Source organism: Dyadobacter sp. CY326, from assembly GCF_021390515.1.
In the GTDB taxonomy this organism is placed as follows: Bacteria; Bacteroidota; Bacteroidia; order Cytophagales; family Spirosomataceae; genus Dyadobacter.
The window spans coordinates 239,465-252,051 of the sequence record NZ_JAJUXI010000002.1 but is presented as its reverse complement, the minus strand read 5'-3'; the positions used below and the strand labels follow the sequence as shown (position 1 = coordinate 252,051).

Genomic DNA, 12,587 nt, shown 5'->3' with positions numbered 1-12,587 from the left:
AAAGCTTTGTGGCGCGGGTGGAGGGTTAAATGCAGGGTTTAAAGTGAAATTTAATAGAGATTTAATAAGTGGAGATTTTGATTAAATTTACAGCAAGTGTTAAAGTGAAGATTTATGGACATCAAGCAAATCGTAACAATCGACAATGACATACTCGGAGGCCAGCCCGTTTTCAGCGGAACCCGCGTGCCAATCGAATCGCTTTTTGATCATTTGGAAGCCGGTGTTTCATTAGATGAATTCCTTGATGACTTTCCAACGGTTAGTAAGGAGCAGGCAATCGCATTACTGGAAGTTGCCAGCAAAATAACGTCGTCAAAGAATATAGCCGAGCTTTATGAAGCTGCTGCTTGACGAAAATTTGCCCAAAAGACTAAAAGAAGATTTTCCCAACCACGAAGTATTTACGATCCGTGATATGGGCTGGAATGGCGTGAAAGATGCGCAATTATTAGCCTTGCTGAAAGCCAATGGATTTCATGCGCTCCTTACTTTTGACAAGAACATGCGTTACCAGCAAAACTTCAAAAATTACCCGGTAACCGTTTTTGTCCTTTCTGCAAAAATCAATTCCTACGCTGAGCTCACAAAATTATCGCCACAGATCAGAAGTTATCTAAAAAAATCAAGACTTCCTCTGGGACCCGTGGCGATAAGTGAAATGTAGCTTGTATTAAATCCCAGTCAAGTTTTTGAAGAACTTCCGGGCGATGATGGCGTATTCTAGTGGATTGGCTTTGGCGGGGTCTTGTTCGGCTTCGAGGACGATCCAGCCTTGGTAATCGCTTTTTTTGATAATGTTGAAAAGCGGTCGAAAATCGATGCAGCCTTCGGGGTCGCCAGGAACTGTGAAAACACCGCTTTTTACTGCGGTAAGAAAGCTAAGCCTCTCTTCGTGAACACGTTGCAGAATGTTTGGACGAACGTCTTTTAAGTGAATATGCGCCGTGCGGCCGATGTATTTTTGAAGCGCAATGGCCGGATCTTCACCGGCAAAATGGAAATGTCCGCAGTCGTAGTTCAGGAACACATTTTCTGGATCAGTTTCATTAAGCAAGCGATCTGTCTCTTCAATGGTCTGAATGCAGGTTCCCATATGGTGGTGGAAAGCCAGCTTCATGCCGCGATCACGGGCGATCTTTCCCAGTTCATTCAACCCAAATGTGAAGCTGTCCCATTCTTCTTTCGTGTTTAACATTCCTTTTCCTTCAAAAACCGGCACATTCATTTGTCCCTGGCAGCTGTTTCCAGTTTCGCCGCCGCCAATCACTTTTGCGCCCATTGTTTCCAAAAAGTCTAGCAATGTTGTGAAGTTCTCGCGGTTCTCGGCAAATGTTTTGGTCGTGAGCTCGTAACTGTTCCATTGGTTGCAAATCTGCAATCCTCTCAATTCCAATGCTTTTTTCAAAACATTCGTATCGCGGGGAAATTTGTTACCGACTTCACAACCCGTAAAACCAGCCAGCGCCATTTCACTGATGCATTGCTCAAATGTATTTTCACCGCCCAATTCGGGCATATCGTCGTTGGTCCAGTTGATGGGCGCAACGCCTAATTTTATGTTGTCGAAATTCATGGCTTACAGGAAAATGCGCTGTTCTTTTTTGTTTGTTTTATATGTTTCAAATGCCTTTTGCACCGTCGGCGAAGTGGAAATCTCAGCAATCGGCACTTCCCACCAGGCATTGTAACCTTTCACGGTGCGGTAGAGGCTTGTTTCAATGTAAATGACCGTTGTTCTATCGGCTGTTTTGGATTGAGCTAACGCGTTTTCCAGTGATTCACGATCCGTCGCTCGAATGACATTTGCACCTAAGCTCTCCGCATTTTTTGCCAAATCAACCGGTAAAAATTCGCCCGAAAGCTGTCCCGAATTTTCTTCCCGATATTTATACATTGTGCCAAAGCGTTCACTGCCAATGCTTTCTGAAAGTCCGCCAATGCTGGCATAACCGTTATTATTCAAAAGTAAAATTGTGAATTTAACGCCTTCCTGAATGGAAGTAACGATTTCGTGGTTGTTCATCAGATAACCGCCATCGCCGCAGATCACGTAAATTTCCCGCGTCGGATCGGCCATTTTTGCGCCCAAACCGGCTGCGATTTCGTAACCCATGCACGAGAAACCATATTCCAGATGGAAGTTTTTCGGATCAGTGGCGCGCCATAGTTTGTGCAAGTCGCCCGGCGCACTGCCTGATGCATTGATCATCACATCGCGGTCGTCCATGAAGCTGTTCAACGTCCCGATCACAACGGCCTGATCAATCGGCGGAACCGTGCTGTTGCCTTCGGCATAAATTTGCGTCACTTCATCGTCCCACGCCTTGTTCATTTCCGCAACACGCTGGCGATAATTCCGATCAACCTCATAATCTCCCAAAAGTGCGCTCAGTTCGTCCAAAACAGCTTTTGCATCCCCAATCACAGGCAATGCAGCGTGCTTGAAGGCATCGAATTCACTGATGTTAATGTTGATAAAATGGACATCTGGGTTCTTAAAAATGGACTTGGAAGCCGTCGTGAAATCGCTGTAACGCGTCCCAATGCCGATCACAATGTCGGCTTCGTTGGCAATTTCTATGGCATATTTTGTGCCGGTTGCACCCAGGCCGCCAATGCTGTAAGGCGCATCATAACGCACCGCACCTTTTCCGGCAAATGTCTCACCAACAGGAATCCCTGTTTTGGTTGCAAAGCTGTCCACAACGCTGCTGGCATCGCTATATATGGCGCCCCCGCCCGCAACGATGACTGGATTTTTTGAATTTTTAATCCATTCGGCCGCCTTTTGTAATGTTGTCAGATCGGGGCGTGGCCTGCCTACGTGCCAGACTCTTTTTTGGAAAAGCGATTCCGGGAAATCGTAAGCATGCGTCTGCACGTCCTGCGGCATTGACAATGTTACTGCGCCCATTTCCGCCTGCGAAGTCAGCACGCGCATCACTTCGGGGAGGGAATAAATGAGCTGCTCAGGCCGATTAATGCGGTCCCAATATTTGGAAACGGGTTTGAAACAATCGTTAACCGAAATATCCTGTGTAGAAGCACTCTCCAATTGCTGCAAAACAGGGTTAGGCTCGCGTGTCGAGAAAATGTCGCCAGGCAAAAGCAAAACAGGCAGCCTATTAATGGTCGCCAAAGCTGCGCCAGTGATCATATTCGTGGCGCCTGGACCGATTGAAGTCGTACAAACAAATGCGCCTAGCCGGTTTTTGACCTTTGCATAAGCCACAGCCGTATGCACCATTGATTGCTCATTCCGGCATTGATAATAGCGAAAGTCAGGATTTTCCTGCAAAGCCTGGCCTAATCCTGCCACATTACCATGCCCGAAAATCCCGAAACAGCCGCCGAAATATGGCTGCTCAATGCCGTCGCGCTCAATGAACTGGTTCTTTAAAAATGTAATCGTAGCCTGCGCTACTGTGAGTCTTCTGGTCATTTTTTGAATGATTTTGCTTGAAAATATCAGGCGTTAACCAAGCTGAAATCGCCCGCTTTGTCCGTGCAACCGAACAGATCGAACTTTTTGAGCATAAATTTTTTGTATTCTTCCATAAAGATTTTCCCCGGCGTGGTCGGCGCAAATTCCTCAGGCCGGTCGCGGAAAAATTCCCGGTTTACCATGGTCCAGAGCAGACGTGTGTCCGTCGCAATGTTGATCTTGCAAACGCCCAGCGGGATTGCTTTTCTAATCTCATCTTCCTGCACGCCTTTCGCATCCGTTTTCAGATTTCCGCCCGCAGCATTGATCCTTTCCACGACCTCCGGAATCACATTAGAACCGCCATGCAGCACCAAAGGAAAGTCTGGAAGGCGTTCCTGAATTTCTTTCAAAATGTGAAACTGCAAACCTTGTCCGCCTGAAAACTTGTAAGCTCCATGACTCGTGCCCACCGCAATGGCCAGACTGTCGCAGTCCGTCGCTTTTACAAAATCCTCAACCTGCTGCGGATTGGTATAAAATGAATGTGCAGCATCAACCGTGAGATCATCTTCAACACCCGCCAAAACACCTAATTCCGCTTCCACGCTAATATTTTTTGCGTGGGCACGGTGAACCACTTCTCTTGTTCGGGCAGCATTTTGATCAAAGTCATCATGCGAAGCATCGATCATGACCGAAGTATAACCGCCTCGTTCAATGGCCTCGAAAATGTGCTCTTCAAAACCGTGATCCATGTGAATGGCGAAAGTGACATTGGGATAGATCCTCGCCGCCGCCGCGATCATTGACAAAAGCATATCAGGATGCGCGTAATCTCTTGCAAAAGGCGTTGTCTGCACTATAAACGGTGCATTCGCTTCCTGCGCCGCTGCAAACAGCCCGTGAATTTCTTCCATGAAAAACACATTCACCGCCGGGATCGCATAGCGGCCGTAGCATTTCTGGAAAAGTTGTTTTGTTGTTAAAAGCATAATTTTTTACCAGAACACGGTGTACAATGCCGCAATCACCCCGCAGATCACAATGGAACCGACGACAAAACTTCTGCCCGGCTCGAACATCGTCCGGTCGATTTCCAGCCCTTTCGGATTGTGCTTGCTTTTCGGATCAGCCAATGTCATAATGACGATCACTGCGCAGAGAATCAGGAAAATGATGCCCATACGGTCCAAAAATGGAATTTCAGGAGCCAAAAATTTGCCTGCCGTTGAAAGCGGGATGGTTAGTAATGCAGCAGTGAGCGCCGCGGCGGAAGTGGTCCTTTTCCAGAACATTCCAAGGATAAAAATCGCAAATACACCCGGCGTGATAAAGCTGCTGTATTCCTGAATAAACTGGTAAGCCTGATCCAGCGCACGAAGCTGCGGCGCAATGATGACGCCAATCGCCATAGCGACATAAATCGTGTAGCGGCCCATCCGAACCAGTTGCTTTTCGCTCGCACCTGGGTTAATGTATTGTTTGTAAATGTCGAGGGTAAAAATCGTTGAAATACTGTTCGCTTTTCCCGCAAGAGAAGCCACAATCGCTGCCGTTAATGCTGCAAAGGCCATTCCTTTCAATCCACCGGGAAGCAAGTTGAGCAAAACGGGATACGCATGATCTGGTTTCACAGCGCCAACGCCATCCAGCATTTCCTTTTGAAACATGCCATTTTGATACAAAACATAGGCAGCAATGCCTGGAATAACGACAATAATTGGAATGAGCAATTTTAGCACGGCAGCGAAGAGAATTCCTTTTCTTGCCGTTTTTAAATCTGCTCCCAAACTGCGTTGGATAATGTATTGATTGCAACCAAAATAAGCCAGGTTGTTAATCCACATCGCACCTATGATCACAGAAAGTCCCGGCAGATCTTTGTAGAAAGGATTTTCTTTGGGCAAAATCATGTGAAAATGTGAATCGGCCTGTTCTTTAAGCAAACTCAACGCATTAAAAATACCAGGTCGGTTAAAATGTGTTGAAACCAAATCCAAGGCAAGATAAGTGGTTGCTAACCCGCCCAAAACCAGCACGATAACCTGCACAACGTCTGTATAACCAATCACTTTCATTCCGCCGATTGTAATCACGACGGCAAAAATCCCTAAACCAATGATTCCCCATGTAAAGTCAAGACCGGCAGTTACTTCCAGTGCCAATGCACCTAAATATAGAATTGAAGTCAGGTTGACAAAAACATAAAGTAGCAGCCAGAAAACGGCCATAATCGTCGCTACGGTGGGATTATAGCGCTCCCGCAGAAACTGCGGCATGGTATAAATCTTGTTTTTGAGATAAACCGGCAGGATAAAAAGCGCCACTACAATCAGCGAAGCCGCCGCCATCCATTCATAAGAAGAAATTGCCAAACCAATCGCAAAGCCAGAGCCGGACATGCCTATAAAGTGCTCTGCCGAAATGTTTGAAGCAATAATCGACGCACCAATCGCCCAGAACGTCAGCGACCCCTCAGCCAAAAAGTAGTCGGTCGAACTGACTTCCTTCGAACTTTTCTTTTTGTAAATCCAATAACCATAAGCAGAAACACCTATCAAATAAATAAAGAAAACAACATAATCCAGCGATTGCAAACCGGTATTGGACATTCGGGTAAAGGGTTAGGTAAAATTGGCGTTCAGATTTCTCTACGAATTAACTTAAACCGTTGCAAACTGCAAAACCTCCTCCACTTTCACGCTACGGCCTTCTGTGAGCGACTTCATGGCAGCGATTCCAATGGCAGTGGCCATCAATCCGTCATGCGCGTCCACAGGTGAAGGCTTGTCTTGCAACACGCAATCAATGAACGATTTAAGGCAAACGCGATAGGCGGTTTCGTATCTTTCGAGGAAGAAATGCAGCGGCAGCGAAATATGCCCGCCATTGCTGTCGAAATGCACGAGCGTGTCGGATGTGTTGTTTTCGGCCTTCGCCATGCCCTTTGATCCGAAGATTTCAAGTCGCTGATCATAACCGTAAACCGCCTTTCTGCTGTTGTCGATTACGCCAATCGCACCATTTTCAAAGGTTAACACGATCACGGCCGTATCAATGTCACCGAATTCCTTTATTTCGGGATGAATCAATGCATCGCCTTTTACAAAAACTTCCTTCACCTCGCTGCCAACAATGTAACGCGCCATGTCAAAATCATGGATCGACATATCCAGGAAAATGCCTCCTGAAATTTTCAAATATTCCACTGGCGGAGGCGCAGGATCGCGGCTGGTAATGCGCAGAATGTGCGGATCGCCTATTTTATTGGCTTCCACCAGATTGCGGACATTGGTAAAATTAGCATCGAAGCGGCGGTTAAAGCCCAGCATTAATTTTACATTGTTCTCATTTACAGCCTTTTCCGCAGCCTGAATGGCTTCCAATGTTACGTCCAAGGGTTTTTCACAAAAAACGTGCTTTCCTTTTTCGGCAGCGGCCACCGTGTAAGGAACGTGAAATGGAGTAGGGGAGCAAATGATGACGGCCTCAACATCCGGATGATTTATCACGTCATAAGCGTCTGTCGTTACGTTGGTAACGCCCAGATTTCGCGCAAATTCGTGCGAAGCCGGCGACAAGTCGGAAGCGATAATTACTTCCGCATCGGGCATGTGGTGAACGAGGTTACTCAGGTGTATCTGTCCAATCCGACCCAGGCCAATGACCCCGGTCTTTAATTTTCTAGTCATTTTTATAAATAGGATGAATGTTAATGTTCGCTTGGACTGTCGTTAAAATTTCCGGTTCCACTCTTTCAACCACCGCTCAATCACCACTTTCGTTTGTGTGAAAAATTCTACTGCGTGTTTGCCTTGTCCGTGCAAGTCGCCGTAGAAGCTTTCTTTCCAGCCTGAGAAAGGGAATTGCGCAACGGGAGCGGCCACGCCAATGTTGATCCCAATGTTCCCGGCTTCTGCTTCATGACGGAATTTTCTTGCATTAGAACCGCTGCTGGTGAATATGCAGGCCATATTCCCATATTTACCCGCATTGATAAAACGGATCGCTTCGTCAATGGTGTTAATGTGCACCAAGCTCAAAACCGGCCCAAAAATCTCGGTTGTTGCAAGCTCACCATCTAGTGGAATGTCTTCGATAATGGTTGGGTTAATGAAGTTACCCTGCTCATACCCAGCCACTTGTGCATTGCGACCATCAACAAGCAATCTTCCGCCTTCGCTTAGTCCTTTATCAATTAATGTTTGAACTCTTGCTTTGCTGTCAGCCGTGATCACCGGGCCCATTTGCACATCGCTATCTAGTCCAAAACCTGTCTTTCTGTTTCTTGCTGATTCAACCAGACTTTCTGTAATTTCTTTGTGCTCACCGACTGTAATAATGGTCGAAGCGGCCAGGCATCGCTGTCCCGCACAACCGAAAACGCTGTCGATAACAATTTGAGAGGTCATTTCAATGTCCGCGTCCGGCAACACAATTACCGGATTTTTTGCGCCGCCTTGTGCCTGAACGCGTTTTCCGTTCGCGGCGCCTTTGGTATACACATATTTGGCGACATTCGATGATCCAACGAAGCTAATTCCCTTGATTGCAGGATGTTCCAGAATTCCGTCAACGACCTCACGCGCACCTTGGACGAGGTTAAGAACGCCTTTTGGCAAGTCGAGCTTTTCCATCAATGCCACGATTTTCGTCATCGTTAGCGGCACTTTTTCAGATGGCTTAATGATGTAACTATTCCCGCAAGCCAGCGCATAAGGCAGGAACCAAAATGTGATCATTCCGGGAAAGTTGAATGGCGCAATGCATGCACAAACGCCCAGCGGCTGACGGATCATGTATTCGTCGATGCCTTTGGCAATGTCCTCAGAAAACTCACCTTGCATCATTGCAGGCATTCCGCAAGCGTTTTCCACATTCTCGATCGCACGCACCATTTCAGCTTTGGCTTCGATAAATGTTTTGCCCGATTCCAGCACGATTGTCCTTGCAATGTCGTCTGTATTGTCTTCCAGCAGGGTTTTTAGTTTAAATAAATATTGCACGCGCTTTGAAACCGGCGTGCTTCTCCATTCCTGAAATCCTCTGGAAGCAGCTTCCGCAGCATCTTCGACATCCCGTGCATTTCCATAAGGCACCTGCGCAAGCACTTCCTGGTTAGCAGGGTTCAGCACATTCTCGAAATGATCCGAATGGCTGTCGACCCACTGTCCATTGATGTAATTCTGTAATTTTTCCATTTTGTATTTTAAAAAGTATTTGATCAAAATTTTAGGCGCGGCCGGTTTGAGACTTGGTAAGCGCCACAGACTTGCTAAGTCTCCAAGACTTAGCAAGTCTTACGCTCAAAGCCCACCATAGCCGGCAACAAACGCATCAACCTCGGTTTTGGTCGGCATAAAATTGGCGCAGCCTTCTCGCGTCACAATAATTGCCCCGCAAGCATTGCCCATTCTCACACTTTGATAAAGGTCCCAGCCGCTTAGCAAGCCAAAAGAAAATCCGGCACAAAACGCATCACCTGCACCCAGCACATTCACAACTTCAACAGGAAAACCCGGCACTTTAACTTCTTCTTTTCCTAGTTGAAATATGGACGCGCCATCTTTTCCGCGCTTCACAACCAATGTTTCCACACCGGAAAGCATGATTTCCTGAATCGCGTTTTCAATGTTGCCCCGAATTTCAGGAGCAGAAATTTGCTGGTGCTTGATGAGTAATTGCTCCTTATCAGTAAGGAATGTGGCTAAAATTTCTTCCTCCGTCCCGACTACAATGTTAAAACTGCCCAATGCAGCGCGGATGGTCACGCCAAACGCTCTTGGATCAAACCATTGATCGGCACGGAAATCAATGTCCAGCAGGCGGGTAACATTGTTTTTCTTTGCCAATTCCAAAGCATAAAACATGGCAGTCCGGCTTGGATCTTTGCTGAATGCGGTTCCGGAGAAGGCTGCGGCTTTAAACTCTGCAAACGGAATGGCGTCAACGTGGTCAATGTTCAGATTAATGTCTGCACAGTTTTCACGATAATAAACCAGGGGGAAACGATCCGGCGGCTCAATGCCCAGCACCACGGCAGAGCTTCTGGTGCCTTCAATCGTTGGCACCCAATCCGTGATAATGCCTTCTTGGTCGAGGAAATGTTTGATGAAATTCCCAACCTGATCATTGCCTATGCCTGTCAGAATAGCGGTTTCCAGGCCGAGTCTGCGGGCTCCGGTGGCAATATTGAGCGGGCAGCCGCCGACAAAAGCATTAAATGCTTCGATTTTTTCAAAAGGGCTCCCCACATTGGCCGAGTACAAGTCGATAGACGAGCGGCCGAGGGTCAGTAAGTCGTATTTGTTCATTGCGGAGATTTGCACTGTGTTAAATCGGAGCGGAGCCGATTATCCATTCATTTCTGCGGTAACCAATGGTAACCTTGGATCAGAGCCTTTCCAGGTTCCGTAAATCCAGTCGTGATCGGGGTCGGATGTGTTAGCCAGCGATTGGTCGCTGCCGGCCAGGAAATTGAGATAATAAACATGGTAACCATGTCCGGCAACAACGGGGTGATAACCTTTTGGAACCAAAACGGCCTCATTATGATGCACGCGAATGATCTCGTCCAAGGATCTGTCTTCCGTATAAACTTGTTGAATGGCGTAGCCCTGTGGTTTATCGATTTTGTAAAAATAAATCTCCTCCAAATTGGCTTCAATGAGATTGCCATTTTCATCTTCCGTTCGGACATCATGCTTATGCGCAGGGAAAGAGCTCCAATTACCGGAAGGCGTGTAAACTTCCACGCACACGATTTTGTGACAATCAAAGCCGGGCTCTAACAAGCTGTTAATCTGGCGATTTGCATTGTCGCCACCACGATATTCAATGGCAGCTTCTTCCGGGCGCTTCATGCGTGGCGGATGATCTTCGTCCGATGCCACGCGGCAAATCGCAATGTCTGTTCCGGGCGATTGGGCAGTTAATGTATAATCTGTATTTCTCGACAAATACATGGCATGGCCGATTCCGCTGAACACATCCTTGCGACCATTATTCGTTTCCCAGGTCTGTCCTGCCGCTTCTACTTTGAAGTTGCCACCGAGCAAAACGAAGCAATATTCGTAGCCACCGGTGTTTCCTGAAATTTGTTCATTTACATCGAGTATTTTAGCCTCGAAGTTCAGGTAAGTCCAACCCGCTTGTTCGCTTGTAAGGGAATGATAGGTTTTTTGGTCAGGCGCAGGTTTAATCAGCAGGTCACTCATTGTGGAATTGGATTACATTTGCACAATGATAGTGTTGTATAAATTAAACACAAAATGTAAATATGTTTATATTGAATGCAAACGTTTGAAAAAATTTTAAAGATTTAATTGCCATAATTATAAAATGAATTCCGCCCGACCCGTAACCATAAAAGACATTGCCCGCCGTTTCCGGTGCTCCCCGTCCACCGTTTCCCGCGCCCTGAACGACCATCCCGCCATCAACGAAGACACCCGCAAAAACATCCAGGAATACGCCCGGGAAGTGGGTTATCAGCGAAATGAAGTGTCGCTTAGTTTACTAAATAAAAAGACAGCCTCGCTCGGCGTGGTGGTTCCGACGATCAGTAATTATTACGAAACCGCTGTGATTGACGGGCTTCACACCACATTACAGCCGATGGGTTACACGCTCAACATTTGTGTTACCAATGAGAATTACGCATTAGAAAAAGAATATTTGTCTAAGCTCCTTTCTAACCGCACCGAAGGGATATTCTTGTCCGTGTCACAGGAAACGTATAATTCAGGCTATTACGAACATTTGGAACACGTAATACAAAGGAAAACACCACTCATCTTTATTGACCGCGAATACGAAGATTTTGAAACCAGCCGAGCCACCGTGGATGATTATCATGGAGCATTTGCCGCAGTCGAGCATTTAATCAGCATTGGTTACAAGCACATTGCCCATTTGAAAGGGCCCAATGGACTGACAGTCAGTGAACAGCGGTTCAAAGGCTATGCTGATTGTTTGAAAAAATACGATATGGCCGTCCGCGAAGAATTCATTATCAACACCAATTTTAATGTAGAAAGCGCCATTGTTCCCACCAAACGCTTGCTTGATATGGCTACTCCGCCGGACGCGATCTTCGGGGTGAACGATCAGGTCGCGATCGGGGCCATGCGGGTGGTCAAACAAAAGGGGCTCCGAATTCCACAGGATGTCGGCCTGATCGGTTTTGACAATTCTCCCATCTCCGCATACACATTTCCTTCCCTAACCACCGTAAATCGCCCCGGTCGCAAAATCGGCATGGAAGCATCGCGGTTGTTTTTGAACCAGGTCAACGGTGCAGAAGACTTTAAGCATGAGAGCATTGTGCTGCCTTCCGAGTTGATCATTCGCGAGAGCTCGTTGCGGATTTAAAAATTTTGAATTTATTGTGACCATTCGTTCGAAGTGACGTCAGATAATGGATGCGCTATTGCATCATAGTAACTTATAAGTTACCTTTATCATGACAAAGATTAGGAACGTTGTTGCATACAAGCACTATTTCAAAGAATTTATCGATCAACAAGCGCCCAAGATAAAACAAAAGATTTACGGGGTGCTTTTGGCAATTGAAACATTGGAACGAATTCCTGCAAGCTACTTAAAGCATATCGAAGGTTCAAAAGGACTTTACGAAGCACGCATTGGGCTGGGTTCTAACATTTGGAGAATTTTCTGTTTTTTTGATAATAATAAGCTTGTTATACTTTTAAACGGTTTTCAAAAAAAGACAGAAAAAACTCCTAAAAGGGAAATTGACAAAGCAGTGAGATTAATGCAAGAATATTATCACACTAAACATAGCGACAATGGACATCACGACTTGGGATGAAATTAAAGATGAAGTTTACGGTAAAGTAGGGACAGAATGGCGGGATCAGTTGGATAGAGATTTTGAGAGCTTCAAAATTGGATTGCTTTTAAGAAAAGCTCGTGAAGATAAGGCGCTTACACAGGCGCAGCTCGGTGAGATCATCAACAAGAAAAGAGAATACATTTCCAGAGTTGAAAATGATGGAAGTAACCTGACGCTTAAAACACTTTACGATATTGTAGAAAAAGGGCTCGGAGGGAAGGTAAAGATTGAGCTTGAATTTTGAGCCAAACAACCCAGCGCGTAAACCCTGGGTTGTTCGGTAATATCAGATCAAACTCA

Annotated in this window: 13 protein-coding genes; 5 read left to right on the top strand and 8 right to left on the bottom strand. The window is 46.3% G+C overall.

Annotated features, from left to right (window positions below):
- Window positions 1-114 precede the first annotated feature (114 nt).
- Both LZG73_RS01620 and LZG73_RS01615 read left to right on the top strand, forming a co-directional pair.
- Window positions 115-354 (top strand): DUF433 domain-containing protein, encoded by a 240-nt coding sequence (locus LZG73_RS01620; RefSeq protein ID WP_233845748.1) that lies wholly within the window; start codon window positions 115-117, stop codon window positions 352-354.
- The gene (locus tag LZG73_RS01615; RefSeq protein WP_233845747.1) at window positions 338-667 is read left to right on the top strand and encodes a DUF5615 family PIN-like protein; all 330 of its coding nucleotides are present in this window, start codon (window positions 338-340) and stop codon (window positions 665-667) included. The genes LZG73_RS01620 and LZG73_RS01615 overlap by 17 nt, the downstream gene beginning before the upstream one ends.
- Before the next feature lie 6 nt (window positions 668-673).
- Here LZG73_RS01615 and iolE read toward each other — a convergent pair whose 3' ends face one another.
- From iolE to iolB, 8 genes are all read right to left on the bottom strand, one after another.
- Window positions 674-1,576: a myo-inosose-2 dehydratase gene (gene iolE / locus LZG73_RS01610; RefSeq protein WP_233845746.1), complete on the bottom strand. Its 903-nt coding sequence runs from the start codon at window positions 1,574-1,576 to the stop codon at window positions 674-676.
- 3 nt (window positions 1,577-1,579) lie between these two features.
- Window positions 1,580-3,445, bottom strand: a complete 1,866-nt coding sequence (gene iolD / locus LZG73_RS01605; protein ID WP_233845745.1) for a 3D-(3,5/4)-trihydroxycyclohexane-1,2-dione acylhydrolase (decyclizing) — start codon at window positions 3,443-3,445, stop codon at window positions 1,580-1,582.
- A gap of 26 nt (window positions 3,446-3,471) precedes the next feature.
- Window positions 3,472-4,422, bottom strand: a complete 951-nt coding sequence (locus LZG73_RS01600) for a class II fructose-bisphosphate aldolase (RefSeq protein ID WP_233845744.1) — start codon at window positions 4,420-4,422, stop codon at window positions 3,472-3,474.
- Between the two features lie 6 nt (window positions 4,423-4,428).
- Window positions 4,429-6,042, bottom strand: coding sequence for a sodium/sugar symporter (locus LZG73_RS01595; protein ID WP_233845743.1), 1,614 nt, complete (start codon window positions 6,040-6,042; stop codon window positions 4,429-4,431).
- Between the two features lie 51 nt (window positions 6,043-6,093).
- On the bottom strand, window positions 6,094-7,122 hold the full coding sequence (iolG, locus tag LZG73_RS01590; protein WP_233845742.1) for an inositol 2-dehydrogenase: 1,029 nt from the start codon (window positions 7,120-7,122) through the stop codon (window positions 6,094-6,096).
- Between the two features lie 42 nt (window positions 7,123-7,164).
- On the bottom strand, window positions 7,165-8,631 hold the full coding sequence (locus LZG73_RS01585; protein ID WP_233845741.1) for a CoA-acylating methylmalonate-semialdehyde dehydrogenase: 1,467 nt from the start codon (window positions 8,629-8,631) through the stop codon (window positions 7,165-7,167).
- Between the two features lie 105 nt (window positions 8,632-8,736).
- On the bottom strand, window positions 8,737-9,744 hold the full coding sequence (iolC, locus tag LZG73_RS01580; RefSeq protein ID WP_233845740.1) for a 5-dehydro-2-deoxygluconokinase: 1,008 nt from the start codon (window positions 9,742-9,744) through the stop codon (window positions 8,737-8,739).
- A 39-nt stretch (window positions 9,745-9,783) separates the two neighbouring features.
- A complete protein-coding gene (iolB, locus tag LZG73_RS01575) occupies window positions 9,784-10,647 on the bottom strand; it encodes a 5-deoxy-glucuronate isomerase (RefSeq protein WP_233845739.1) in 864 nt (287 codons plus the stop codon).
- A 124-nt stretch (window positions 10,648-10,771) separates the two neighbouring features.
- Here iolB and LZG73_RS01570 point away from each other — a divergent pair, with 124 nt between their 5' ends.
- From LZG73_RS01570 to LZG73_RS01560, 3 genes are all read left to right on the top strand, one after another.
- Window positions 10,772-11,803, top strand: coding sequence for a LacI family DNA-binding transcriptional regulator (locus LZG73_RS01570; protein ID WP_233845738.1), 1,032 nt, complete (start codon window positions 10,772-10,774; stop codon window positions 11,801-11,803).
- Window positions 11,804-11,894: 91 nt separating this feature from the next.
- Window positions 11,895-12,263 (top strand): type II toxin-antitoxin system RelE/ParE family toxin, encoded by a 369-nt coding sequence (locus LZG73_RS01565; protein ID WP_233845737.1) that lies wholly within the window; start codon window positions 11,895-11,897, stop codon window positions 12,261-12,263.
- Window positions 12,241-12,531, top strand: a complete 291-nt coding sequence (locus tag LZG73_RS01560; protein WP_233845736.1) for a helix-turn-helix domain-containing protein — start codon at window positions 12,241-12,243, stop codon at window positions 12,529-12,531. Before LZG73_RS01565 ends, LZG73_RS01560 begins: the two co-directional genes overlap by 23 nt.
- Window positions 12,532-12,587: the final 56 nt, after the last annotated feature.

What these genes read in the sequence shown, in the direction of transcription:
- iolB (WP_233845739.1), bottom strand. Translation starts at nt 10,647, where the DNA reads ATGAGTGACCTGCTGATTAAACCTGCGCCTGACCAAAAAACCTATCAT.
- LZG73_RS01600 (WP_233845744.1), bottom strand. Translation starts at nt 4,422, where the DNA reads ATGCTTTTAACAACAAAACAACTTTTCCAGAAATGCTACGGCCGCTAT.
- LZG73_RS01560 (WP_233845736.1), top strand. Translation starts at nt 12,241, where the DNA reads ATGGACATCACGACTTGGGATGAAATTAAAGATGAAGTTTACGGTAAA.
- LZG73_RS01615 (WP_233845747.1), top strand. Translation starts at nt 338, where the DNA reads ATGAAGCTGCTGCTTGACGAAAATTTGCCCAAAAGACTAAAAGAAGAT.
- LZG73_RS01585 (WP_233845741.1), bottom strand. Translation starts at nt 8,631, where the DNA reads ATGGAAAAATTACAGAATTACATCAATGGACAGTGGGTCGACAGCCAT.
- LZG73_RS01620 (WP_233845748.1), top strand. Translation starts at nt 115, where the DNA reads ATGGACATCAAGCAAATCGTAACAATCGACAATGACATACTCGGAGGC.
- iolG (WP_233845742.1), bottom strand. Translation starts at nt 7,122, where the DNA reads ATGACTAGAAAATTAAAGACCGGGGTCATTGGCCTGGGTCGGATTGGA.
- LZG73_RS01595 (WP_233845743.1), bottom strand. Translation starts at nt 6,042, where the DNA reads ATGTCCAATACCGGTTTGCAATCGCTGGATTATGTTGTTTTCTTTATT.
- LZG73_RS01565 (WP_233845737.1), top strand. Translation starts at nt 11,895, where the DNA reads ATGACAAAGATTAGGAACGTTGTTGCATACAAGCACTATTTCAAAGAA.
- iolC (WP_233845740.1), bottom strand. Translation starts at nt 9,744, where the DNA reads ATGAACAAATACGACTTACTGACCCTCGGCCGCTCGTCTATCGACTTG.
- iolD (WP_233845745.1), bottom strand. Translation starts at nt 3,445, where the DNA reads ATGACCAGAAGACTCACAGTAGCGCAGGCTACGATTACATTTTTAAAG.
- LZG73_RS01570 (WP_233845738.1), top strand. Translation starts at nt 10,772, where the DNA reads ATGAATTCCGCCCGACCCGTAACCATAAAAGACATTGCCCGCCGTTTC.
- iolE (WP_233845746.1), bottom strand. Translation starts at nt 1,576, where the DNA reads ATGAATTTCGACAACATAAAATTAGGCGTTGCGCCCATCAACTGGACC.